This window comes from Nitrospira japonica, from assembly GCF_900169565.1.
Taxonomy (GTDB): Bacteria; Nitrospirota; Nitrospiria; order Nitrospirales; family Nitrospiraceae; genus Nitrospira_C; species Nitrospira_C japonica_A.
This window is the reverse complement of the sequence record NZ_LT828648.1, coordinates 3,433,745-3,454,718: the sequence shown is the minus strand read 5'-3', so window position 1 is coordinate 3,454,718 and position 20,974 is coordinate 3,433,745. Positions and strand designations below refer to the sequence as shown.

Below are 20,974 nucleotides of genomic sequence, written 5' to 3'. Positions count from 1 at the left end.
GAAGGCCGCGAGCCTTCCCTTTTTTCGATGCCGGCTCCGGCAATTTAGCGCTTGGAATACTGGAACCGTTTTCTCGCGCCCTTTTGGCCGTATTTCTTACGTTCTTTGACGCGCGAGTCTCGCGTGAGCAGTCCTTCCTTCTTGAGCGGCGCGCGAAGCGGCTGGCTCAATTCCACGAGCGCCCTCGCGATGGCATGGCGAAGCGCGCCAGCCTGTCCCGTCGGTCCGCCGCCGTGCACGGTCGCCTTGATTGAAAACTTTCCCGAGACGCCGGCGAGTTCGAGCGGCAATTGGATGATCTGCCTGAGAGTCAACCGTGGAAAGGCCTTTTCCAGTGGTTGATCGTTGACCGTAATATCGCCGGCGGTTCCTGTCACCCAGGCGCGCGCGATCGCGCATTTCCGCCGTCCCGTCGCATATTGCATTGCCGCTGCCATACTGCCGTGCCTCCTTCTTGAGTTAGCAGAATATCGAAGTCGTTTCCATGTGGGTTAGAGCGTGATCGTCTCCGGCTGCTGAGCTAGATGGGGATGCGTGGTGCCGACATACACGCGGAGCTTTTTCGCCATATGCTTGCCCAGCGGCGTCTTCGGCAGCATGCCTTCGATCGCCGACGTCAGCAACCGCGTGGGGTCTTTGCGGTACACATGCTTGGCCGTCGACGTCTTCAAACCGCCGGGGTAGCCCGAATGCGTGCGGTAGAGCTTCGTTTCCAGCTTGTCGCCGGTGAGATGGATTTTCTCCGCGTTCACGATCACGACGTGGTCGCCCATGTCCACGTTGGGCGTAAACGTAGGGCGATGCTTGCCGCGGAGGATGGCCGCGACACGAGCCGCCAAGCGTCCCAAGGTCTTACCTTCCGCATCGACCAGATACCATTTTTCCTGCACGTCCATCGGATTTTGTAGATACGTCGACATTGTTCGTTTCGCTCCTTCAGGTCGAAGTAATGATTCAGATCTCGCGGACTTCGGGCTGCGCACCGATGCGCTTCGACTCCAACTTTACGAGCCATGCGTCCAGGTTGGCCGTGTTCCGCCGCGACAGGACATCCTGCGCGATATAAATGGGGCATTGCACCCGCACGGCCAACGCCAGGGCATCGCTCGGCCGCGCGTCGAGCGTACGCTCCACTCCGTTGTTGCCCAGATGGACGGAGGCATAGTACGTGCTGTTCCGGACGTCCGAGATGACCACGCGGTGGACCGTGACGCCCAGGTGCCCCGCGAAGCTCTTGATCAGATCGTGGCTCATCGGGCGCGGGGTGACGGTGGCGTCCAATGCCAGCTTGATGGCGTGACCCTCGGCTGCGCCGATCCAGATCGGAAACGCGTCGGGATCGCCGTCCTTTCGGGAGAGGACCACGATCCTGGTTTCGGTGCTGGTCTCGTCGACCACGCGGTCGATCTGATACTCCACGAGCGGCTGGTTCTGCGGCACGTCGCTCTGGCTCATCTCACTTCTCTTCTCCGGAGTCCAATTTGCCGAAGTCTTCCGGCTTCAGATTTTCCAGCCATTGCTCGAGTTCCTCGGAACTCTGTTTCGTCAGCACGGATTCCTTTGCGAAGATCGGGGCCTGGGAACGGAGGGCCAAGGCGATGGCATCGCTCGGGCGCGCATCGACCGTGTATTCCGAATCGCCATACATCAGGTGAATCTTGGCGAAGTACGTGTGGTCGGCCAGATCGGTAATGACGACGCTCAGAAGTTTGGCATCGTAGGCATCGAGAAACGATTTCATGAAGTCATGAGTCATCGGGCGGGGCGGGCCCACGTTTTCCAAGGCCATGCTGATCGAGTTGGCCTCGGATTTTCCGACCCAGATCGGCAGCATCTCGGAACCGTCCTCATCGCGGAGCACCACGATGTAGGCGTTATTATATGGGTCGAACATCAACCCTTTGAGGTGCATTTGCGTGATCATAATGACCTCCCGCCGTTTTCGATTCCGAAAACGGACAAGAAGCAGGGGACTTTATCATTTCCGTTTTTGGCCTGTCAACGAAGTCGGCCGGATCTCGGAAGAATCCGGCGAGCACGGCGGAACGATCGTCGAGGAGAGTCGGGAGATCGCTTCACGATTGCGGTCGATAATTCTGGTCCAACTTGCTCGTGTCCGTCGGCTCGCCGCCGATTTTCAGAAAAGCCTTCATCTGCTTCTTGACCAGCTCGCGGCCGCTCTCGTCCCCGAGATTGACCTGGTATTCGTTGATGACCATCACTCGCATGGCCTCCCACTTTTTCCAGCAGGGCTTGCACACCTTGGATTTGATTTCCGTTTCGAGTTTCCCCATGAACAGGGGATCGGTGATCGCTTCTCCGCTTTGTCCACACGTGACGCATTGCACCTCGGTCATGATCGCAACATCCTCCTCAAAAAAAGAAACGGCCCTCGTGAGAGATTCTAGCATCCGAGTTGATCGGATGAAAGAGGGACGCGGTGCACGGGCCGACTATGTGTAGAGACAGATAACGGATGATTGACCCTTGGATGGCGTCATGTTAGAAGAGGCGCCCTTCGATTTGTTGCAGACACGTGATGCCCGGATGGCGGAACTGGCAGACGCGCCGGACTCAAAATCCGGTTCTCGCAAGAGAGTGGGAGTTCGACCCTCCCTCCGGGCACCAGATGGACGGGAGCAGTGAGGCTCAATACGCTACATCTCGCGTTCCAAGGAACGAGATCCCCCTTGACTTGTGTTCGGATGTGGCCTATAGTCCGCCCGCTAGGGATATGATCATACGTATTTCAACATCTTCATGTTTCGAGAGTTTTCGTCCTTTGCGTCCGTCATTTACTTCATTACTTATCTCTAACTCACCAAGGAGGCAGCACATGCGTAACGTGTTGGCACTAGGAGCGGCAGTTCTTCTTGTCGGCTCCGTGAGTGTATCCATGGCCCAGGAACGCTTGCAGTCCAACCAGTCCGGTATGGGCGTCGGCGAAGGAGTGGGTGACGTGTCAGGGTCCAGCACCCGCGTAACCACGTTCGATCGTCAGCAATTCCTTGATCGGCTGTCGCAGCCTGAAACGGTGTATGGCCGGATATTGGGCATCGATATTCCCGGCAAGAAGCTGCATCTGGAAAGCGGCGGGAGCTCTCACGATGAGGGACGCGCTGGCGCAGGATCCATGGTGTATCGGACGGTCTATCTCGATGACCGGACGAACATGGATCAGATGCGAACCATCGAGACCGGGGACGACGTCATGATCATGGCCGTTGAAGAGACCAGTGCGAACCAGCCTTACGGCACTGGTCGCAAGTTGGTTCGTGAGGTCACCGTGCTTCGCGGCAATGAGAAGCTGGCCGGTTTCGGCGGACTCGGGCAGCGCCCGAATCCGATGACCGAGCGCGGGATCAATACGAACAGCGGAAGCGTGTCCGGAGGACCGGTGGGTGGTGTGTTGCCCGGCACTGCGACCGGCACCGTGACCACTGGCGTCAGCGAGTTCACCGGTGCGGCGCCCTGCTGGAACTGCGAACCACAGCCGGGCTGGGGCTACAACACCGTGGCTCCTGAGACCAAGATGCCGAACAAGTCTGATTACGGAACGGATGTGGCCAAGCCGAACCTCGTCAAGGGTCTGCAGTAAACCGGTTCGAGCCGAGTCGTACAAGTCGAAAGGGGCAGCGCAAGCTGCCCCTTTTTATTTCCTGGAAGTGACCCGACGACAACGTGGCCTCGTTCAACTCCATGGAACAGGCTCAGTGAGACGGGCATCCTCTTTGGGGATGCGACGCCGATCACCGTGCTGTGAAACGAATGATGACTGAGTTGCGCGAAGCGAGGTCGATATGACAGTGCGGCCGGATGCGGAACTGGATCTCAGAGGCGTAAGCTGTCCGTTTAATTTCGTCAAGACCAAGCTCAAGCTGGATACCATGGAGGAGGGCGAGGTGCTGGCCATCCTCCTGGATGACGGTGAGCCGATCAGAAACGTTCCTCAAAGCCTTCGCAACGAAGGTCATACGATCGTCTCACAGGAGCAGACCGAGCAGATGCATCGTGTCGTCATCCGCAAAGGCGGAGACGACTAGGCGGACCTCCCGGCCTTCCGCCGGCCTGCCGGCCGCAGCGTGGTTGTCGTGCCTTCCACGACGAGGGTCGTGTTCAGTTTCCTGTGTATTCCCCGAAGTATGGGAATTCCCAATTCGAGCAGCGAGCGCGCCGTTCCTCGTCGAATCGATTCGTCTTCCATCGTCAGGTTCTGCGCTAGGACGATCATCCTGACCGGCCATATGGCGGCGAGAACTTCGAGCATGGGTGCGAGGTCCCGTTCCTCGACGAAGAAGATCGAGGCGCTTCGATCCCTACACCGCTGCCGAAGAAACGGTATGAGCTGCCGCCGGGCCCTCGGCGGACGTCCGTCGAACACGAGACGGTCGGCGGAGAATCCGGACAGAGCAGCTGCCGCCGTGAGCGCCGACGGTCCGGGAAGACATGTTACCGGCATCCCGGCTTGCTGGGCTGCCGCAATCAGGTTGCAGCCGGGATCGTGGATCACCGGCATTCCGCAATCTGAAACCAACGCGACGTCCTCTCCGCATTCGAGCCGGCGAAGAAGCAGCGGGATTTTTTCTTCGAGGTTTCCCGGCCCATAACTCGTGACGGTACCGGCGATCCCGTCTGTGACGCCGTGGTGCGCCAACAGCGCCTGGGTAGCCCGAGGATCTTCCGCCGCAATGATCGGAACCGTCTTCAAGACACGCAGTGCGCGGATGGTAATGTCGTCGGGATCACCGATGGGAGTGCCGAGAACATACAGGGTTCCCGGTTTCGGAGTTGCCGGGGCGGGGCTTATCCGCGAGCTCTTTGGTTGACTCCCTTCTGCCCTCATCGATATAATTCTCCGTTTAAAAGTCAGGGTTTTGCCCTTACAAGTTGCGAGGATAGCTCCGCTATGGCCGCCGTGTTTTTCATGGTCACCATGGCGCTGTACTTTACGGCGACGATGGTATTTCTCGCCCTATTGTTGCGGCGCTCTGAAGCATTGTCCACGGTCGCGCTCAGCATTACGGCAACGGGCTTCGTCACCCATACGCTGGCGTTGGTGGCCAGGATGGTCGGGACAACCGCGTCGCCGCCAAGTTTTCAGGAGGCCTTGTCGTTCTTTTCCTGGATGCTGATCCTGGTTTTCCTCGTCGTCGAGTTTCGGCATCGATTACATGTCCTGGGGTCCTTCATTCTCCCCCTGGCGCTGGTGTCGCTGGTTTCCGCCGCTGCCTTGCCGGAAACTGCTCCCACGCTACAGCCGGTATTCCGGACCTTGTGGGTGCACGTCACTCTCAGCATGCTGGGAACGGTCGGTTTCGCTGTGGCCTTTGTCGCGGGTGTCATGTATCTGATTCAAGACGGACTTCTCAAGTCCAAGCGTTTCAACGTACTCTACAGCAAGCTGCCCGCCTTGGATTTTCTGGATGAACTCAATCAACAGTCGATCGTGTTCGGGTTCCCGCTGCTCACGCTCGGGATCGTCACCGGCGCCATCTCGGCCGAGTTCGCCCGCGGAGCGTATGTGAATTGGAATCCCGAGCAGACATGGGCCATCGTGACCTGGTTGTTCTATTTCGTGGTGCTCGTGGGCCGGTTGACCGTGGGATGGCGGGCCAAGCGGGCGGCGTATTTGACGATCATCGGATTTGCCTGCGTGATTCTGACGTTGGTTGGAGTGGCCATCAAGAGTTCCGGAGCCGTGTCCTGACCATGCATATCGTCGTCGTCGGACTCAGCCACAAGACCGCCCCGGTGGAGATCCGGGAAAAGCTCGCGATTCCGGAAAGCCGGCTCGGCGAAGCGCTGGGGAGATTGTGTTCCTATTCCGGCGTGCGCGAAGGCATGCTGCTGTGCACCTGCAACCGCGTCGAAGTGTATGCCGTCGTCGATGAATTGGACGTGGGCTACGGCCGCATTCAAGAGTTTCTGGCCGATGCGCACATGTCCTTGTCGTCGGAGCAGTTGACGCCGCATCTCTATTGGCAGACCGGGGACCGTGCGATTGCTCATTTGTTCCGCGTTGCGTCCAGTCTGGACTCCATGATCGTGGGGGAATCCCAGATTCTCGGGCAGATCAAGGACGCGTTTGATGCCGCTCTTGCCCACAAGGCCACGGGTTTGATTCTGAACAAAGTGGTCAAGAAGGCGATTTCCGTCGCGAAACGCGTACGGACGGAGACGAAGATCTCGGAAATGGCCGTGTCCGTCAGCTACGCGGCGGTCGAGTTGGCGAAGAAAATCTTCTCCGACTTGAGCGACAAGACGGTGCTGTTGGTCGGCGCCGGAGAAATGGCGAAACTGGCGGCCCGGCATTTCATCGCAAACGGCGTCCGCAACGTGTGCGTGACCACCCGGAATCCGCAGCATGGAATCGAGCTGGCCGACCGTTTCGGCGGCACAGCTATCCTGTTCGAGCAGTTTCGGGAGGACATGGCCTCCGCGGACATCGTGCTCGTATCGACCGGAGCCGCGCATTATCTGATCGGCGCCGAGGACGTGCAGCGGGCGGTCAAGCAGCGAATGAACCGGCCGATGTTTCTCATCGACATTTCGGTCCCGCGCAATATCGATCCGGCCGTACGTCATGTGGACAATGCGTTTCTCTTCGATATCGACGATCTGAAGTTGCGCGTCGAGCGCAACAAAGGCGAGCGGGTCCAGGAAGCGGAGAAGGCCGAGCGCATGGTCGTCGATGAAGTCGGAATCATCCAGCAGTGGCTTCGCTCGCTCGAAGTGACGCCGACCATCGTGGCGCTGAGGACGCGCGCGGAGGATATCAGGCGGTCGGAGGTCGAGAAGGCCATCGGCCGGCTCGCGCACCTGTCGCCGCAGGAGCGAGAATTGGTCGAGGGCATGGCCTCGTCCATCGTCAACAAGCTCATTCACCATACCATGGTCACGTTGAAAACGGAGGTCGCATCCGCCGACGGGGCCGCATTCGTCGAAGCGGCCAGGCGGTTCTTCAACTTGACCGACGCGGAATTGCAGGGAGTCAACGGTTCGGCCTCCACTCTGCTCAAGGAGGCCGGCGAGGAAACGGAGCCAACGCAACGGACGGGGAGGAATACGCCGTGATCCGCCGACAACAACAGGAGAACTCCCGGCGTAAGCCCGCGCCGGATGGAGCGGCGGAAAGGACGGGGCCTGGAGTTACGCCGGGCAGCCGCGAGCGGAAGGTATGACGCCCCTGACGCAGGCCCGGTCGAGACTCGTGCTCGGTACCAGAGGCAGCAAATTGGCCGTCTGCCAGAGTGAATGGGTGCAAGCGAGGTTGAAGGAACTCGCGCCGGACGTCGACGTCACGTTGCGCCGCATTCAGACTTCCGGAGACAAAATCCTCGATGTGCCTCTGGCCAAGATCGGCGGCAAGGGACTCTTCGTCAAAGAGATCGAGGAAGCGCTGCTGCACCGTGAGATCGATCTGGCCGTACACAGCATGAAAGACGTTCCGGCCGAATTGCAGCCCGGTTTGGCGTTGCTGTGCGTTCCGCGTCGGGAAGATCCCAGAGATGCGTTGATCAGCCGCGATGGCCGGTCGTTCAAGGATCTGCCGCATGGGGCGAGGATCGGAACGAGTAGTCTCCGCCGCCAAGCGCAATTGCTGCGGGTCAGACCGGATTTTTCGATCGAGATGCTCAGAGGGAATCTCGATACGCGGTTGCGAAAACTGCGCGAAGGCCAGTATGACGCGATCGTATTGGCGGCGGCCGGACTCCGGCGCTTGGGATGGGCGAAAGAAATCACCGAACTCCTGGATTTTGAGACCTGTCTTCCGGCCATCGGGCAAGGCGCGCTCGGTATCGAAGGCCGGGAGGATGACGACTTTGTCCGTTCGTTGTTGAGCGGGATGGAAGATCGGGAAACCAGGACGACCGTCATGGCTGAACGGGCGCTCCTTCGCCGCTTGCAGGGGGGCTGCCAGGTTCCGATCGCCGCGTACGCGACGATGCACGGGGCCCGAGTGTCGATCGACGCGCTCGTAGCCGGTCTGGACGGAAAGGAAATCGTCCGTGAACGAGCCGAGGGTGCGGCGGAAGAGGCGGAGTCTCTCGGAGTTCGCGTGGGGGAACGGGTCTTGGCTCGCGGAGGCGACAGAATCCTCCAGTCGATTTACGGCAAAGCATGACGAGCGGCGCGTCATCGGGAAAAGTCTACTTGGTCGGCGCCGGTCCGGGGGATCCCGGCCTGTTGACGATCAAAGGGAAAGCGTGTCTTGAGCAGGCCGATGTGGTTCTGTACGATTATCTCGCCAACCCCGCCTTGCTCCGGTTTGTTTCCGAACGGGCCGAGCGCATTTATGTCGGTCGGAGAGGTCGCGGGCGTTATCAGAAACAAGAGGACATCAACCGTGTTCTCATCGAGCGGGCGAAGGCGGGTCAAGTCGTTGTCCGTCTGAAGGGAGGAGATCCGTTCGTGTTCGGCCGTGGGGGGGAGGAGGCCGAAGCGGTGGCGGCCGCCGGGATCGACTTTGAGGTGGTGCCGGGGGTCAGTGCAGCCGTTGCCGTGCCGGCCTATGCCGGCATTCCCGTCACGCACCGCACGCTGGCGTCGATGGTCACGGTCGTTACCGGCCATGAAGATCCCTCCAAGCCTGAGACGGATCTGGACTGGACGAAGCTGGCGATGCTCCCGGGCACGCTCGTGTTCCTGATGGGGATGAAGACACTTCCGGCGATCGTTGCACGGTTGATGGAACAAGGACGCGCGGCGGATACGCCCGTCGCCGCCATCCGATGGGGGTCGAGAGCCGATCAGCGCACGATCAGCGGCACGCTCCGTGACATCGTGGCGAAGGCGGAGGCGGCGAAGTTTGAACCGCCGACCGTGATTGTCATCGGTGACGTCGTGCGATTGCGCAACCGGTTAAACTGGTTCGAGCGACGGCCGCTGTTCGGGAAGCGGATCGCCGTCACTCGTCCAGAAAGCCAAGCCGGCGAATTCACGCAGGTGCTGTCCACCTACGGAGCGGAGCCGGTCGTCGTACCGACCATTCAAATCGTGCCGCCGGATAGTTGGAAGACGTTGGATGAGGCGATCCGCCGCTTGGGGGACTATCGCTGGCTCATTCTGACCAGCGTCAACGGAGTCGCTCCGTTCATGAATCGTCTGCGCGCGGCGGGCAAGGATGCGCGCGCCCTGTCCCATCTTCGCGTCTGTGCGATCGGTCCGAGAACCGCGCGCGAGTTGGAAGTCCATGGAATCGTGCCGGATCTGATTCCGGCACAGTACCAAGCGGAAGGCCTTCTGGACGCGCTCGGCAAGGAGGCGATCCGCGGGACGCGGGTGCTGATCCCCCGGGCGGAAGCCGCGCGCGAAATTCTGCCGGAGCGGTTGACGGAGATGGGGGCCCGGGTCGACGTCATTCCCGTCTATCGGACGGTTGCTCCTACTGCGGCGCTGGATTGGTTCAAGGAGGAGATCGAAAGCGGCAGGATTCACATGGTCACGTTCACGAGCTCGTCCACCGTCCGCAATTTTGTGGATCTCATGGGAGGGGCCGCGGCGGCCAAGCGCCTGATGGAGCCTGTTCCGATAGGATGCATCGGGCCAATCACTGCCGATACCGCCGCAGAATACGGCTTTTCCGTCGCCGTCGTTCCGGAGGAAAATACGGTGCCCGCATTGGCAGAGGCGATCGTGCGGCATTTCGCCGGCTCTGCGCAGGTCGCCTCGGCGTCGCCATAATGGTATGGATCGTTAATTTTCATTGGGAGGGCTTTCTTTATGGTTCCGGTTAAATCATTCATGGTGCCGAAGGACAAGTTCGTGACCGTGGAGCGCGATACCGACGTACAAACCGCGGGGCGCATCATGAGAGACCGCGGTATTGGCAGCCTCTTCGTCACGAACGGGAAAGAAATCATCGGGATCATCACCGACACCGACATGGTGCGCCGGGTGGTGGCGGCCGGGGCGGACACGCATAAGACCACCGTCGAGCAGATCATGTCGGCGCCCATCATGACGATCGAAGAGAGCAAGACATTGCTCGATGCCAATGATCTGATGGCGCAGAGCCATCTTCGACATTTGGGCGTCACGAAAGAGGGGAAACTGGTCGGCATGATCTCCGTGCGCGATCTGGTCGTCTTCCTGACGAACCTGCCGAGGAAATAACACGATGGCATTTCCCATCCAGCGGCTGCGCAGGCTTCGGCAGCGCGACGGGCTCCGGCGGATGGTCCGCGAGACATCGCTGTCCCCCTCCAATCTCATCTACCCCATGTTCATCGTCGAGGGGCAAGGACGGCGCGAGGAGATTGCCTCGATGCCGGGTCAGTTCCGCTGCTCGATCGATCTCCTGATCAAGGAGGCGGGTGAGATCTTCGGATTGGGCATTCCGGCGGTCATCCTGTTCGGGATTCCCGACCGCAAGGATGAGCGGGGGAGTTCGGGATTCGATCCCGACGGCATCGTGCAACGGGCGGTGAGAGCGGTGAAGGACAAGGTGCCGGATCTGATCGTGGTGACCGACGTCTGCATCGACGAATATACGAGTCACGGCCATTGCGGCATCGTCAAGGACGGGCGGATCGTCAACGACGAAACCTTGGACTGTCTGCGGGCCATGGCGCGGACTCACGCACAGGCCGGGGCCGATATCGTGGCGCCGTCGGACATGATGGACGGGCGCGTGGCCGCCATCAGAACGGAACTTGACGCAGCCGGTTTTCCCGATACGCCGATCATGGCCTATGCGGCCAAGTTCGCCTCGTGCTTCTATGCGCCGTTTCGGGACGCGGCGGCCTCGTCCCCCCAGTTCGGCGACCGCCAGTCCTACCAGATGGATCCGGCCAACCGCCGCGAAGCCTTGCGGGAAATCGCGCTCGACATCGAAGAAGGCGCGGACATCGTCATGGTCAAGCCGGCGCTGCCCTATCTCGATATCATTGCCGCGGCACGGGCCTTCACCGATCTTCCGATTGCCGCCTATCAGGTCAGCGGCGAATACAGCATGATCAAGGCGGCGGCGAAGGCCGACTGGCTCGATGAGCGCCGCGCGATGATGGAATCGTTGCTGGCCATCAAGCGGGCGGGGGCCGATCTGATCCTCACGTATTTCGCAAAAGACGCCGTCAGGTTGCTTGACTGACGCCATGTTGATGGTGACGCGGGGATTAGGCGACGCGCAGCCCAGGCCGTATCCCGTTGCCACGATCGGCAATTTCGACGGTCATCACCTTGGGCATCGCGCCCTGCTTCGGACGGTGGTGGACGCGGCACGACGGGCCGGCGGCACGGCGATGGTTCTGACGTTCGATCCGCATCCCGTGAAGGTCCTGGCTCCCCACGTCGATCTACGGTTCCTGACGAGCCCCGAGGAGAAATTGGCTCGGCTGGAGGCTGCCGGAATCGATGAGGTGGTCTTCGTCGAGTTCAGTCCCTCGCTGGCCTCCATGAGTCCGGAGGAGTTTGCCGAGTCGGTGCTGTACCGGCGGCTGAAGGTCTCCGAAATCTTCGTCGGGCAACATTTTGCATTCGGCAAGGGGCGAGCTGGTCGGATCGCCGATCTGGAACACTATGGAAAGAGGTTCGGATTTACCGTTCATCCCTTTACGCCCGTCACGTCGGACGGTGGGGTCGTGAGTTCCACAAGGATCAAACAGTTGATTCAAACCGGTCGGATGGAGGAAGCCGCCAGGTTGTTGGGCCGGTGGTATGCCGTGACTGGAGATGTGATTCCGGGATCGCAGCGCGGACAGGCGCTCGGATGGCCCACGGCCAATCTCCGGCTTCCCGCGCACCGGGTCGTTCCACCGGACGGCATCTACGCGGCTCGTGCCATGCAGGACGGCGCGACCTATGATGCGGTCGCGTACATCGGGACCAGGCCGACGTTCGGCGGAGGCGAGCGGCTGCTCGAGGTCAATCTGTTGGATCAAAACCGGAACTTGTACGGGCGTCCGCTTACCGTGGCATTCGTGGAGCATCTAAGGGAAGATCGGAGCTTCGCCACGGCGGAGGCGCTGGTAGAACAGATCGATCAGGATGCCGCGCGGGCCAGGGAACGGCTGAAACGCGCGGAAGAGGTACCGTAACGTGGCGGTGCGGTCGGTTCGACCGGCCAGGACGGCCTTCCTCAAGCATGTCATTCTCGCCATTCGCAGACAGCGACTCTTTTCTCCGGGACAACACCTGTTGATTGCCGTTTCCGGCGGACCCGATTCCACGGCATTGGCTTCGGTCCTGACGCGGCTGGCGCCGAAATGGCGGCTGCGGCTCACGGCAGTCCACGTCAACTATCGGCTTCGTGGAGCGGAGTCCGACGAAGACGAAGCCAGTGTGATCTCATTCTGCAAAGGTCGGAAATTGCCGTTGCGGGTCCTACGGCTTGCCGTCGCGAAGCGGTCCGGCCAGTCCTCATTGCAGGCGCTGGCCCGCGAGGCCCGCTACGACGCCATGAAGAGGTTAGCGGAGGAGATCGAAGCCGACCGGATTGCCGTCGGCCATACCGCCGATGACCAGGCGGAGACGATGCTGCTGTGGATGTTGCGCGGAGCGGGGTTGACCGGATTGGCGGGCATGCCGTTTGTCCGCGATTCCACCGTCATTCGACCGCTCCTTGCGGTGACGCGTAAACAGGTTTTGAGCTATCTCAAGCAGGAGAAATTGAGCTATCGGGAGGACTCCAGCAACGCCACGGAGCGCTACAAGCGCAATCGCATCAGGCACGAGCTGATGCCGATCTTGTCGAGCCTGTCTCCCAAGATCGTCACGCATCTTCAGCAATCGGCTGAATTGTTGCGGGAAGATGAGCGGTACCTGGATCAGGTAACCCGCGAACATCTGTCCGCCCTCGTCACCTCGCCCGACAATGGCGGAGTTCGAATGGACGGGCGAGCCTTTGCGCTCCTGCATCCTGCGTTGCAGCGGCGTGTCCTGCGGATGGTGTTGCGGAACCTCGATGATATCCGGCGGGCACCCGGTGCTCGCGTGGTCGAAGCGGCCAGGCGATTCGTTCTGAGTGGCCGGCGCCCGGTCTGTGTGCCACACCGAAATGTTCGTCTCATGCGTCAGGGACACTGGTTTTCAATCGCACGGGGAACGCATTCGGCGCCCGGCATGCTTCAAGCCATCGAAGTGCCCGTTGCGGTGCCGTCCGTCGTGGCTTGGGCTGGCACCAATACGCAATTTCATGTACAACTCCTGAGCAGGCAGGAAGCCGAACCGTTTCTTCGAGCTGAAATGGCGAACCGGGCCGTGTTCGACGCGGATCTCGTGGGAACCCCTCTCGTGCTACGGGGGTGGCGTCCCGGCGATCGGTTCAAGCCTGCCGGCATGAAGGGCAAAAGCAAGAAACTCCAGGACTTGTTCACCGACGTGAAACTTCCGAGGGACAAGAGGACCGTCCATCCTGTACTGGCGGCCCCCGACGGCATTGTATGGATCCCCGGCATTCGACGGGATGAGCGGTTCCTGGTTCGAGATCGGTCGACACGCTGTCTTCTGGTCACTATGATCGGCGGGGGTAATGAAAAAGGAGAGCGATAGGATGGAGCGAATCTTCGGTCGGCCGATCGTGACCCAGGAAGAGATGCGGGCGCGCATCAAGGAACTCGGCAAACAGATTACGGCCGACTACGCCGGAAAGGATTTTGTGCTGGTCGGGGTCCTGAAAGGGGCCTATGCGTTCTATGCGGACCTGGCCCGAGCCATCCGAATCCCGATGCGCGTCGACTTTCTCGTCGTGACCAGCTATGGATCCCGGGCAAAGACCTCCGGCAAGGTCAAGATCGTCACGGAATTGACCGAAGACATCAAGGGCAAGGAGGTATTGTTGGTGGAAGATATCGTCGACTCGGGACTTACCGCCCAATATCTGATCAAGACGCTGGCTAAGAAGAAGCCGCAATCGATCAAGGTGTGCACGTTGTTGAGCAAGCCCGAGCGCCGGACGGTTGATGTGGCATTGGAGTATGTCGGGTTCAAGATTCCCAACAGATACGTGGTCGGGTACGGGCTGGATTACCAACAGAAATATCGGAATTTGCCCTACCTGGCTGTCCTGGACATGGAAGGAGAGCAGGAATAGGGAATCCGCCGGCGGTTGTCACTCTCGGCAGCCCTATGGTAACATCTCAAAAGTTCAGAGTATTTCTCACCACTTGACGGTGATCCCACAAGGAGTACCGGATGAACTCCAGGGCGAAGAATCTTCTTTTTTGGGTCGTAGTCGGCCTGTTCATGATTCTGCTGTTTAATCTGTTCAGTGTGCCCACCCATGCGCCGGAAGAAGAAGTCATTTTCAGCGACTTCATGGCGAAACTCGACAAGGGTGACATCGAAAAAGTCATCATCAAGTCCAGCCATGTCAGCGCCGTGCTGAAGGACAAGACCCGCATCAGGACCTATACGGCGGAATACCCCGATTTCGTGAAGGTTCTGCGGGAAAAGGGCGTGCAAATCGAGGCCAAGCCGCCCGACGAAAGTCCCTGGTACATCACGTTTCTCGTGACGTGGGGGCCTTTTGTGTTGTTCTTGGGTCTGTGGTTCTTCTTGATGCGCCAGATGCAAATCGGCGGCAACAAGGCGCTGTCGTTCGGCAAGAGCCGGGCGAGGATGCTGACGGAAGAGCGAAAAAAGGTCACATTCTCGGATGTGGCGGGAATCGATGAGGCGAAGGAAGAAGTGCTGGAAATCATCGAATTCCTCAAGGACCCGAGGAAGTTCCAGAAACTCGGCGGCCGTATTCCCAAAGGCGTCCTGATCGTCGGGCCTCCCGGTACCGGGAAGACCTTGTTGGCCAAGGCGATCGCCGGGGAAGCCGGGGTGCCGTTCTTCAGCATCAGCGGGTCGGACTTTGTAGAAATGTTCGTGGGCGTGGGCGCATCACGGGTTCGGGATTTGTTCGAACAGGGAAAGAAGCACGCGCCGTGTATCATCTTTATCGACGAAATCGACGCGGTCGGCCGGCTCCGAGGAGCCGGTTTGGGCGGCGGTCACGATGAGCGGGAGCAGACTCTCAACCAGTTGCTCGTTGAAATGGACGGCTTCGATACGACGGAAGGCGTCATCCTCATTGCCGCCACGAACCGGCCGGACGTGTTGGATCCCGCGCTGCTCAGGCCGGGCCGATTTGATCGCCAGGTCGTGGTCAATCGTCCTGACTTGAGGGGACGGAGCGAAATTCTCAAGGTGCATACGAAGAAAGTTCCGATCGCCCAAGATGTCGAACTGGAGAAGATCGCCAGGGGCACTCCGGGCTTCTCCGGCGCCGACCTGGAAAATCTGGTCAATGAGGCCGCGCTCTGGGCGGCTCGACAGAATAAGAAAGAAGTCGCGACGGTCGATTTTGAAATGGCGAAGGACAAGGTACTCATGGGCGCGGAGCGCAAGAGCATGATCTTGAGCGACGAAGAAAAGCGCACGACGGCCTACCATGAAGCCGGCCACGCGTTGATGGCCAAACTCCTGCCCGGGACCGACCCCGTGCACAAAGTGACGATCATTCCTCGGGGCCGGGCGTTGGGCGTCACCATGCAGTTGCCGACCGACGACCGTCACAACTATTCCAAGGAGTTCCTCTACAACAACCTGGCCATTCTCATGGGGGGCCGCGTTGCGGAAGAACTGATCTTGAAGCATGTGACGACCGGCGCCGGCAACGACATCGAGCGGGCGACCGATTTGGCCAGAAAGATGGTCTGCGAATGGGGAATGAGCGAAAAGCTCGGACCTCTGACGTTCGGCCGCAAGGAAGAGGAAATCTTCCTGGGCCGGGAATTGACGACGAAACGGGATTTCAGCGATCAAGTGGCATTGGAAATCGACCTCGAGATCAAGCGGCTCGTCACCGAAAACTACGAGCGTGCCAAGCGGCTTTTGACCGAGCATATGTCGAGTCTCAGAGCGCTGGCGGAAGCGCTCTTGGAAAAAGAGGTGCTCGACGCGCCCGAGATCGACCACATTCTGATGCAGTCTTCTTCGCAGACGGTTCCTGCCTAAACTCCGCCGACGTTTTTTGGCTGCTTCAGGGGCACTGGGGCAGCCGAAAACGATCGACCGGCGGAATCAATACGCTGGTGGTGGGCGGATCATGTCCACCATGATGTCGCACGATTGTATTTCATGACCCGATGTGCAAGGCTGTGCATGCGACGGTTTTGCACGGTTCCACATCGTCAGAATCTTGCCGGCAGGTAAACGAGACTATGGAATTGCATGCGGGAGACCGGGTAATCCGGTGGCGGGAACATCCCCTGGTCATGGGCATTCTCAATGTGACGCCCGATTCCTTCTTCGACGGAGGCCGGTTCATCGATCCGCAGGTTGCGGTGGCTCATGCCGTCCAGATGGTCGAGGAAGGGGCTGACCTATTGGACATCGGGGCCGAATCGACCAGGCCGGGATCGAACCCCGTTGACGAAGCGGAAGAACGGCGCCGGCTGATTCCCGTCGTTGCCGCAGTAGCAAAAGTGGTGGCGATTCCGATCTCGGTCGATACGTCGAAAGCAGCGGTTGCGCAGGCAGCGATCGACGCCGGGGCGGTCATTGTCAATGATGTGACCGCGCTCCGCGGTGATCCGGCCATGCCGGACGTGATTGCACGAAACCGGTCCGGCGTGGTCCTTATGCACATGCAAGGCACTCCTCGAACCATGCAGCAGGCGCCTGGTTATCGAAACGTCGTCGAAGACGTGTCGGCCTTTTTTGAGGAACGACTGCGGTGCGCGGCCGACAAGCTGATTTCCAGAAGCCGCATCATTCTTGATCCAGGCATCGGATTTGGTAAGCTCCTCTTGGATAACCTGGATCTGCTGGCCGGGCTCCGGACCTTCTCACAGTTCGATTGTCCGGTGTTGGTCGGCGTCTCTCGGAAAGCGTTCCTTGGCAAGCTCACCGATCGTCCGGTGGACGATCGTGTGTGGGGGACGGCGGCGGCGGTGGCCCTAGCGGTAGAGCACGGCGCTCGGATCCTTCGCGTTCATGACGTTCAGGCGATGCGGGATGTGGTGAAAGTCGCCACGGCGATAGCCAGACGGCCGCACGCATCATTACGGGAACAACATGCGTAAACTCTTCGGCACAGACGGAGTTCGAGGGGTCGCCAATCTCGAGCCGATGACCAGTGAAACGGCCATGCAGTTGGGGCGGGCGGCCGCCCACCTGTTCATGCGGCGGGCCGGCCGTCATCAAATCGTCATTGGCAAGGATACGAGAGTATCGGGGTATATGCTGGAATCTGCCTTGACGTCCGGCATCTGCTCCATGGGCGTGGATGTCCTGTTGGTCGGGCCGATGCCGACGCCGGCCATCGCATTCCTGACCCGAAGCCTTCGAGCGGATGCCGGGGTGATGATCTCCGCGTCACACAACCCCTATCAGGACAACGGCATCAAGTTCTTCTCCAACGACGGGTTGAAGCTGCCGGACGACATGGAAGCCCGAATCGAACAATTGATTCTCTCCAACGAGATCGCCCACTTGCGCCCGACCGCCGACGCGATCGGCAAAGCCTTTCGCATCGACGACGCCGAGGGGCGCTATATCGAATTCGTCAAACGGTCGTTGCCCAAGGAATTGGATTTTCAGGGTATCAAGCTGGTCGTCGATTGCGCCAATGGGGCGGCCTACAAAGTGGCTCCGACGGTGCTCCGAGAACTCGGCGCAAAGGTCGAGGTGATCGGCAACAAGCCGGACGGAATGAATATCAATGCCGGGTGCGGGGCCGTTCACCCGGACTCGCTCCGACAGGCGGTGCTGCAGTATGGAGCGGATCTCGGGGTGGCGCTCGACGGAGACGCCGACCGTGCCATCTTCGTCTGCGAGCAAGGCAAGGTCATCGACGGCGATCACATCATGGCCGCTTTGAGCCTGGATCTCCACCGACACGGCGCCCTGGCCAAGAAGACCGTCGTCGGAACGGTCATGAGCAACTTTGGACTGGAAAAGGCCATGGCCCAAGCGGGGATCACCCTGATTCGGACTGCCGTGGGCGACCGGTATCTCCTCGAGCGGATGTTGGCGGACGGCTATAACTTCGGCGGGGAGCAGTCGGGCCACTTTATTTTCCTCGACCACAATACGACCGGAGACGGCCTCATTTCCGCCTTGCAGGTACTGTCGCTGATGAAACGCACGCAACGGCCTCTATCCGAACTGGCCAAGGCGATGACAGCGGTTCCTCAGGTCCTGCTCAATGTCAAGGTTTCGAAGAAACCGGAGTTGGATTCGATACCTGAGTTGCAGCGTGCGATCGGCGAAAGTGAACAAAAACTCAATGGAAACGGCCGCATACTCGTCAGATACTCCGGAACAGAACCGCTGCTGAGAATCATGATCGAAGGCGAGCAGGACGGGTTCATCCGGCAAGAGGCGGATCGATTGGCCCAGATGGTGAAAACGCATATCGGATAGTCGCTCTTGGCGGGCAGGGTTGCCTGTCCTTGACGGGAGTTCATGCTGCCAGCACTGACCGCCGCGTTGATCGCGGGTCTCGCCCTCGGATCGGTGGTCTCCTACTTCCCTCTTTCCATTTCCTGCTTCTTGATTCTGCTGGCCATCGCCGCCTCACTGCATGGCCGGACTGATCCCGTTCTCGGCCGGAAGCTGACCTCTCTCTTCGCAGCATTGCTGACCGGAATGATGTATTGGTCCGTGATGGTCGAGGGCGCGACACACACCGGCCTGACTTCCGGATGGAGCGACCAGGCGCGGGAAATATCCGGAAGGATCGTTGCGCCAGTCCAACAGGGGCCCGATCGTTCGGTGCTCATGGTGCAGCCCGACGACACGGAAATCGGGAGCTCAATGCCTGCCAGGATCCGAGTGACCTGGCGAGGCCCCGATCGCAAGATGTTCTGTGGCGACCGAGTCCGTTTTCTCGCGAAGCTCCGACCTCCGCATGGGACGCTGAATCCTGGAGGATTCGACTACGGCGCGTATTTGGAACAGCACGGGATCGAGGCGGTCGCCTCGGTGTCCGGAACGGACGGGGTCGTTCTGGTCGAGTCCGGACGCTCGCACGGATGGTGGGGAATCGGAAACCGGTTCGATCAATGGCGCGCAGATGTTCGGACATCCGCGATCCATAGCCTCACGCAACCTGAGTTGGGAATCTTCCTGGGAATCGTTCTGGGTGATCGCGGGTATCTCGACGACGATCTCCGCGATCAGTTCATGGCCACCGGAACGGTGCATCTTCTCTCCATTTCTGGCAGCCACCTCGGGCTCGTCGCCCTCCTGATATTGGTGTCGGTGAGACGGGCATTGCTATGGCTACCCTCGGAGTGGCTGCTCAGACTATCGCGGCACGCCACTCCGACGCGCCTTGCCGCCGCGGCCACCGTTCCTCCCGTCGTCTGGTATGCCGGCCTTGCAGGCGCCGAACTCGCCACGGTGCGCTCGTTGGTGATGGTACTCGTGGCCTTGCTGGCCAGATGGCTGGCATACGACCACAAGGTCTTTCATGCTCTGGCGTTCGCGGCGCTGCTGATCGTCCTGCACGATCCCCAAACGATCTACGACATCTCATTTCAGCTCTCGTTCTTGTCCGTCCTGGCAATCGCCTGGTGGTTGGGATGGGTGGAGTCCGAGGAACCACCTGTCGAGGCTGACCGGACACCGATCCGGGCCGGACTGCGATGGGGAAGAGACGCCGTCGTGATGAGCGCTGTGGTGACCATCGTCACGTTTCCTCTCGTTGCATTCTATTTCAATCAATTCCCCTGGCTGGGTGTCGTCACGAATCTCGTTGCGGTTCCCGTGATGGGATTCGTCCTAGTCCCCATCGGATTGGTTTCGGCGGTTGGGTACCTCCTCATGGGTGGGACTGAACTGCCATTGGCGTCGATCCTTCAACGTGTGATGGAGGTGTTTGTCGACGGGCTGCGGTGGACGGCCGGGGTGCCGTTCGCCGACTGGCACGTTGCGGCTCCTTTCGCCCCGTCCATGCTGCTGTTTTACGGATGTATGGCGATGTTGATTGCGAAGAATCGGTTTCCTATGCGGCGAGCGGCTTGTTGGGCGATGGCGATGCTCATCTTGTGGTGGGTGTGGTCTCCGCGCCTTGCGTGGACGGGTGACGGGTTTCGGGTCATGTTTTTAGACGTGGCGCAGGGGGACAGCACCGTACTCGAGCTTCCGGACGGGGAAGTCGTATTGATCGACGGCGGGGCCAGCTTTGAGCGATTCGATATGGGACGCGCGATCGTGGGACCGTACTTATGGAACAGAGGTATTAGAACGATCGATCATGTCATCGCCACACATCCTCAATTGGATCATGTCGGAGGGTTGGCATGGGTCCTCCGGCACTTTTCCGCGGGACAATATTGGGGGACGGGAGTCGCCCGCGAGGAAACATTTTACCGGCGCTTGGAACAGGCGCTGGCCGCACGGGGTTTGTCGGAGCGGCGTGCGCATGCGGGAGAAGAATTCCCGTTTTCCGACGGCTGTCAGATCTCGATCGAAAATCCTCCCAAATCGGCGCCGCCTGCTTGGATGTTACACGGACGGAAAGAAGGTCAACGCCTCAACAACGATTCCGTGGTCGCGCGATTCGACTGTAAGGGGCATTCTTTCCTCTTTGCGGCCGACGTCGAACAGGAGGCGCTGTCCAGAATGCACGCAGGGTACCAGAATCCGGTGGAAGTGTTGAAAGTGCCGCATCATGGAGCCCTGAGCTCGTTGAATCGTGAGTGGATCAGGTCCTTACGGCCCAGGTATGCCGTAATTTCCGTGGGACGATATAATTCTTACGGCCATCCGGCTGCCGCGGTGCTTGACTCGTATCGCGCGCAGGGCATTCCGATCCTTCGTACGGATCGGGATGGGGGCGTGTGGATTACGGGCAATACCAAAGAGGCAGGCCTCGTCGTGCGAACGACGCAGGCTGGTCGGATTCAACGCGTAACCCCGAACCTATTGTGGGGTTCTGAAGAGGCCAACTGGAACCGCCTGTGGAATCAGTGGGGCCAGCGGATCTGAACGGAATTGCAAAGGTTCACGTACATCACCGTACACTTCCGTGGTT

21 protein-coding genes and 1 tRNA gene are annotated in these 20,974 nt (G+C 59.9%); 16 read left to right on the top strand and 6 right to left on the bottom strand.

The window, feature by feature from the left end; translation table 11 throughout:
- Positions 1–44: 44 nt before the first annotated feature.
- The 5 genes from rpsI to NSJP_RS16375 form a co-directional block, all read right to left on the bottom strand.
- The gene (gene rpsI, locus NSJP_RS16395) at positions 45–437 is read right to left on the bottom strand and encodes a 30S ribosomal protein S9 (RefSeq protein ID WP_080887927.1); all 393 of its coding nucleotides are present in this window, start codon (positions 435–437) and stop codon (positions 45–47) included.
- Between the two features lie 54 nt (positions 438–491).
- On the bottom strand, positions 492–920 hold the full coding sequence (rplM, locus tag NSJP_RS16390; protein WP_080887926.1) for a 50S ribosomal protein L13: 429 nt from the start codon (positions 918–920) through the stop codon (positions 492–494).
- A gap of 34 nt (positions 921–954) precedes the next feature.
- Positions 955–1,455 carry a bifunctional nuclease family protein gene (locus NSJP_RS16385; RefSeq protein ID WP_080887925.1) on the bottom strand — a complete coding sequence of 167 codons (501 nt, stop codon included), beginning with the start codon at positions 1,453–1,455 and terminating at the stop codon, positions 955–957.
- A 1-nt stretch (position 1,456) separates the two neighbouring features.
- The gene (locus NSJP_RS16380; RefSeq protein WP_080887924.1) at positions 1,457–1,924 is read right to left on the bottom strand and encodes a bifunctional nuclease family protein; all 468 of its coding nucleotides are present in this window, start codon (positions 1,922–1,924) and stop codon (positions 1,457–1,459) included.
- A 151-nt stretch (positions 1,925–2,075) separates the two neighbouring features.
- A complete protein-coding gene (locus NSJP_RS16375; protein ID WP_172834406.1) occupies positions 2,076–2,357 on the bottom strand; it encodes a Fe(2+)-trafficking protein in 282 nt (93 codons plus the stop codon).
- Positions 2,358–2,541: 184 nt separating this feature from the next.
- On the opposite strand from NSJP_RS16375, the gene NSJP_RS16370 reads away from it, so the two are divergent.
- From NSJP_RS16370 to NSJP_RS16360, 3 genes are all read left to right on the top strand, one after another.
- Positions 2,542–2,628 (top strand) — tRNA-Leu (locus tag NSJP_RS16370).
- A gap of 208 nt (positions 2,629–2,836) precedes the next feature.
- Positions 2,837–3,598: a hypothetical protein gene (locus tag NSJP_RS16365; RefSeq protein ID WP_080887922.1), complete on the top strand. Its 762-nt coding sequence runs from the start codon at positions 2,837–2,839 to the stop codon at positions 3,596–3,598.
- Between the two features lie 202 nt (positions 3,599–3,800).
- Positions 3,801–4,043 (top strand): sulfurtransferase TusA family protein, encoded by a 243-nt coding sequence (locus NSJP_RS16360; protein WP_080887921.1) that lies wholly within the window; start codon positions 3,801–3,803, stop codon positions 4,041–4,043.
- Here NSJP_RS16360 and rsmI read toward each other — a convergent pair.
- The gene (gene rsmI / locus NSJP_RS16355; protein WP_080887920.1) at positions 4,040–4,843 is read right to left on the bottom strand and encodes a 16S rRNA (cytidine(1402)-2'-O)-methyltransferase; all 804 of its coding nucleotides are present in this window, start codon (positions 4,841–4,843) and stop codon (positions 4,040–4,042) included. The two genes, NSJP_RS16360 and rsmI, sit on opposite strands and share 4 nt — an antisense overlap.
- Positions 4,844–4,906: 63 nt before the next feature.
- Here rsmI and NSJP_RS16350 point away from each other — a divergent pair, with 63 nt between their 5' ends.
- The 13 genes from NSJP_RS16350 to NSJP_RS16290 all read left to right on the top strand — a co-directional run bounded on the left by NSJP_RS16350 (position 4,907) and on the right by NSJP_RS16290 (position 20,928).
- Positions 4,907–5,707, top strand: a complete 801-nt coding sequence (locus NSJP_RS16350; protein WP_080887919.1) for a cytochrome C assembly family protein — start codon at positions 4,907–4,909, stop codon at positions 5,705–5,707.
- Positions 5,708–5,709: 2 nt separating this feature from the next.
- Complete coding sequence (gene hemA, locus NSJP_RS16345; protein WP_080887918.1) at positions 5,710–7,074, top strand: glutamyl-tRNA reductase; 1,365 nt, start codon at positions 5,710–5,712, stop codon at positions 7,072–7,074.
- A 103-nt stretch (positions 7,075–7,177) separates the two neighbouring features.
- On the top strand, positions 7,178–8,125 hold the full coding sequence (hemC, locus tag NSJP_RS16340) for a hydroxymethylbilane synthase (RefSeq protein ID WP_080887917.1): 948 nt from the start codon (positions 7,178–7,180) through the stop codon (positions 8,123–8,125).
- Positions 8,122–9,684: a uroporphyrinogen-III C-methyltransferase gene (gene cobA, locus NSJP_RS16335; RefSeq protein WP_080887916.1), complete on the top strand. Its 1,563-nt coding sequence runs from the start codon at positions 8,122–8,124 to the stop codon at positions 9,682–9,684. The genes hemC and cobA overlap by 4 nt, the downstream gene beginning before the upstream one ends.
- A 39-nt stretch (positions 9,685–9,723) precedes the next feature.
- A complete protein-coding gene (locus NSJP_RS16330; protein ID WP_080887915.1) occupies positions 9,724–10,116 on the top strand; it encodes a CBS domain-containing protein in 393 nt (130 codons plus the stop codon).
- Positions 10,117–10,120: 4 nt separating this feature from the next.
- Complete coding sequence (gene hemB / locus NSJP_RS16325) at positions 10,121–11,092, top strand: porphobilinogen synthase (protein ID WP_080887914.1); 972 nt, start codon at positions 10,121–10,123, stop codon at positions 11,090–11,092.
- A gap of 4 nt (positions 11,093–11,096) precedes the next feature.
- A complete protein-coding gene (locus NSJP_RS16320) occupies positions 11,097–12,038 on the top strand; it encodes a bifunctional riboflavin kinase/FAD synthetase (RefSeq protein WP_080887913.1) in 942 nt (313 codons plus the stop codon).
- Position 12,039: 1 nt separating this feature from the next.
- Positions 12,040–13,491: a tRNA lysidine(34) synthetase TilS gene (tilS, locus tag NSJP_RS16315; RefSeq protein WP_080887912.1), complete on the top strand. Its 1,452-nt coding sequence runs from the start codon at positions 12,040–12,042 to the stop codon at positions 13,489–13,491.
- A 1-nt stretch (position 13,492) separates the two neighbouring features.
- A complete protein-coding gene (gene hpt, locus NSJP_RS16310) occupies positions 13,493–14,032 on the top strand; it encodes a hypoxanthine phosphoribosyltransferase (RefSeq protein ID WP_155970322.1) in 540 nt (179 codons plus the stop codon).
- Positions 14,033–14,133: 101 nt separating this feature from the next.
- On the top strand, positions 14,134–15,945 hold the full coding sequence (ftsH, locus tag NSJP_RS16305) for an ATP-dependent zinc metalloprotease FtsH (protein ID WP_080887910.1): 1,812 nt from the start codon (positions 14,134–14,136) through the stop codon (positions 15,943–15,945).
- A gap of 206 nt (positions 15,946–16,151) precedes the next feature.
- Positions 16,152–17,015, top strand: coding sequence for a dihydropteroate synthase (gene folP / locus NSJP_RS16300; protein ID WP_080887909.1), 864 nt, complete (start codon positions 16,152–16,154; stop codon positions 17,013–17,015).
- Positions 17,008–18,357: a phosphoglucosamine mutase gene (gene glmM, locus NSJP_RS16295; RefSeq protein WP_080887908.1), complete on the top strand. Its 1,350-nt coding sequence runs from the start codon at positions 17,008–17,010 to the stop codon at positions 18,355–18,357. Before folP ends, glmM begins: the two co-directional genes overlap by 8 nt.
- A gap of 42 nt (positions 18,358–18,399) precedes the next feature.
- Positions 18,400–20,928 (top strand): DNA internalization-related competence protein ComEC/Rec2, encoded by a 2,529-nt coding sequence (locus NSJP_RS16290; protein ID WP_080887907.1) that lies wholly within the window; start codon positions 18,400–18,402, stop codon positions 20,926–20,928.
- Positions 20,929–20,974 lie beyond the last annotated feature (46 nt).

Coding starts and splice junctions, on each gene's coding strand:
- rpsI (WP_080887927.1), bottom strand. CDS start 437: ATGGCAGCGGCAATGCAATATGCGACGGGACGGCGGAAATGCGCGATC.
- rplM (WP_080887926.1), bottom strand. CDS start 920: ATGTCGACGTATCTACAAAATCCGATGGACGTGCAGGAAAAATGGTAT.
- NSJP_RS16385 (WP_080887925.1), bottom strand. CDS start 1,455: ATGAGCCAGAGCGACGTGCCGCAGAACCAGCCGCTCGTGGAGTATCAG.
- NSJP_RS16380 (WP_080887924.1), bottom strand. CDS start 1,924: ATGATCACGCAAATGCACCTCAAAGGGTTGATGTTCGACCCATATAAT.
- NSJP_RS16375 (WP_172834406.1), bottom strand. CDS start 2,357: ATGACCGAGGTGCAATGCGTCACGTGTGGACAAAGCGGAGAAGCGATC.
- NSJP_RS16365 (WP_080887922.1), top strand. CDS start 2,837: ATGCGTAACGTGTTGGCACTAGGAGCGGCAGTTCTTCTTGTCGGCTCC.
- NSJP_RS16360 (WP_080887921.1), top strand. CDS start 3,801: ATGACAGTGCGGCCGGATGCGGAACTGGATCTCAGAGGCGTAAGCTGT.
- rsmI (WP_080887920.1), bottom strand. CDS start 4,843: ATGAGGGCAGAAGGGAGTCAACCAAAGAGCTCGCGGATAAGCCCCGCC.
- NSJP_RS16350 (WP_080887919.1), top strand. CDS start 4,907: ATGGCCGCCGTGTTTTTCATGGTCACCATGGCGCTGTACTTTACGGCG.
- hemA (WP_080887918.1), top strand. CDS start 5,710: ATGCATATCGTCGTCGTCGGACTCAGCCACAAGACCGCCCCGGTGGAG.
- hemC (WP_080887917.1), top strand. CDS start 7,178: ATGACGCCCCTGACGCAGGCCCGGTCGAGACTCGTGCTCGGTACCAGA.
- cobA (WP_080887916.1), top strand. CDS start 8,122: ATGACGAGCGGCGCGTCATCGGGAAAAGTCTACTTGGTCGGCGCCGGT.
- NSJP_RS16330 (WP_080887915.1), top strand. CDS start 9,724: ATGGTTCCGGTTAAATCATTCATGGTGCCGAAGGACAAGTTCGTGACC.
- hemB (WP_080887914.1), top strand. CDS start 10,121: ATGGCATTTCCCATCCAGCGGCTGCGCAGGCTTCGGCAGCGCGACGGG.
- NSJP_RS16320 (WP_080887913.1), top strand. CDS start 11,097: ATGTTGATGGTGACGCGGGGATTAGGCGACGCGCAGCCCAGGCCGTAT.
- hpt (WP_155970322.1), top strand. CDS start 13,493: ATGGAGCGAATCTTCGGTCGGCCGATCGTGACCCAGGAAGAGATGCGG.
- ftsH (WP_080887910.1), top strand. CDS start 14,134: ATGAACTCCAGGGCGAAGAATCTTCTTTTTTGGGTCGTAGTCGGCCTG.
- folP (WP_080887909.1), top strand. CDS start 16,152: ATGGAATTGCATGCGGGAGACCGGGTAATCCGGTGGCGGGAACATCCC.
- glmM (WP_080887908.1), top strand. CDS start 17,008: ATGCGTAAACTCTTCGGCACAGACGGAGTTCGAGGGGTCGCCAATCTC.
- NSJP_RS16290 (WP_080887907.1), top strand. CDS start 18,400: ATGCTGCCAGCACTGACCGCCGCGTTGATCGCGGGTCTCGCCCTCGGA.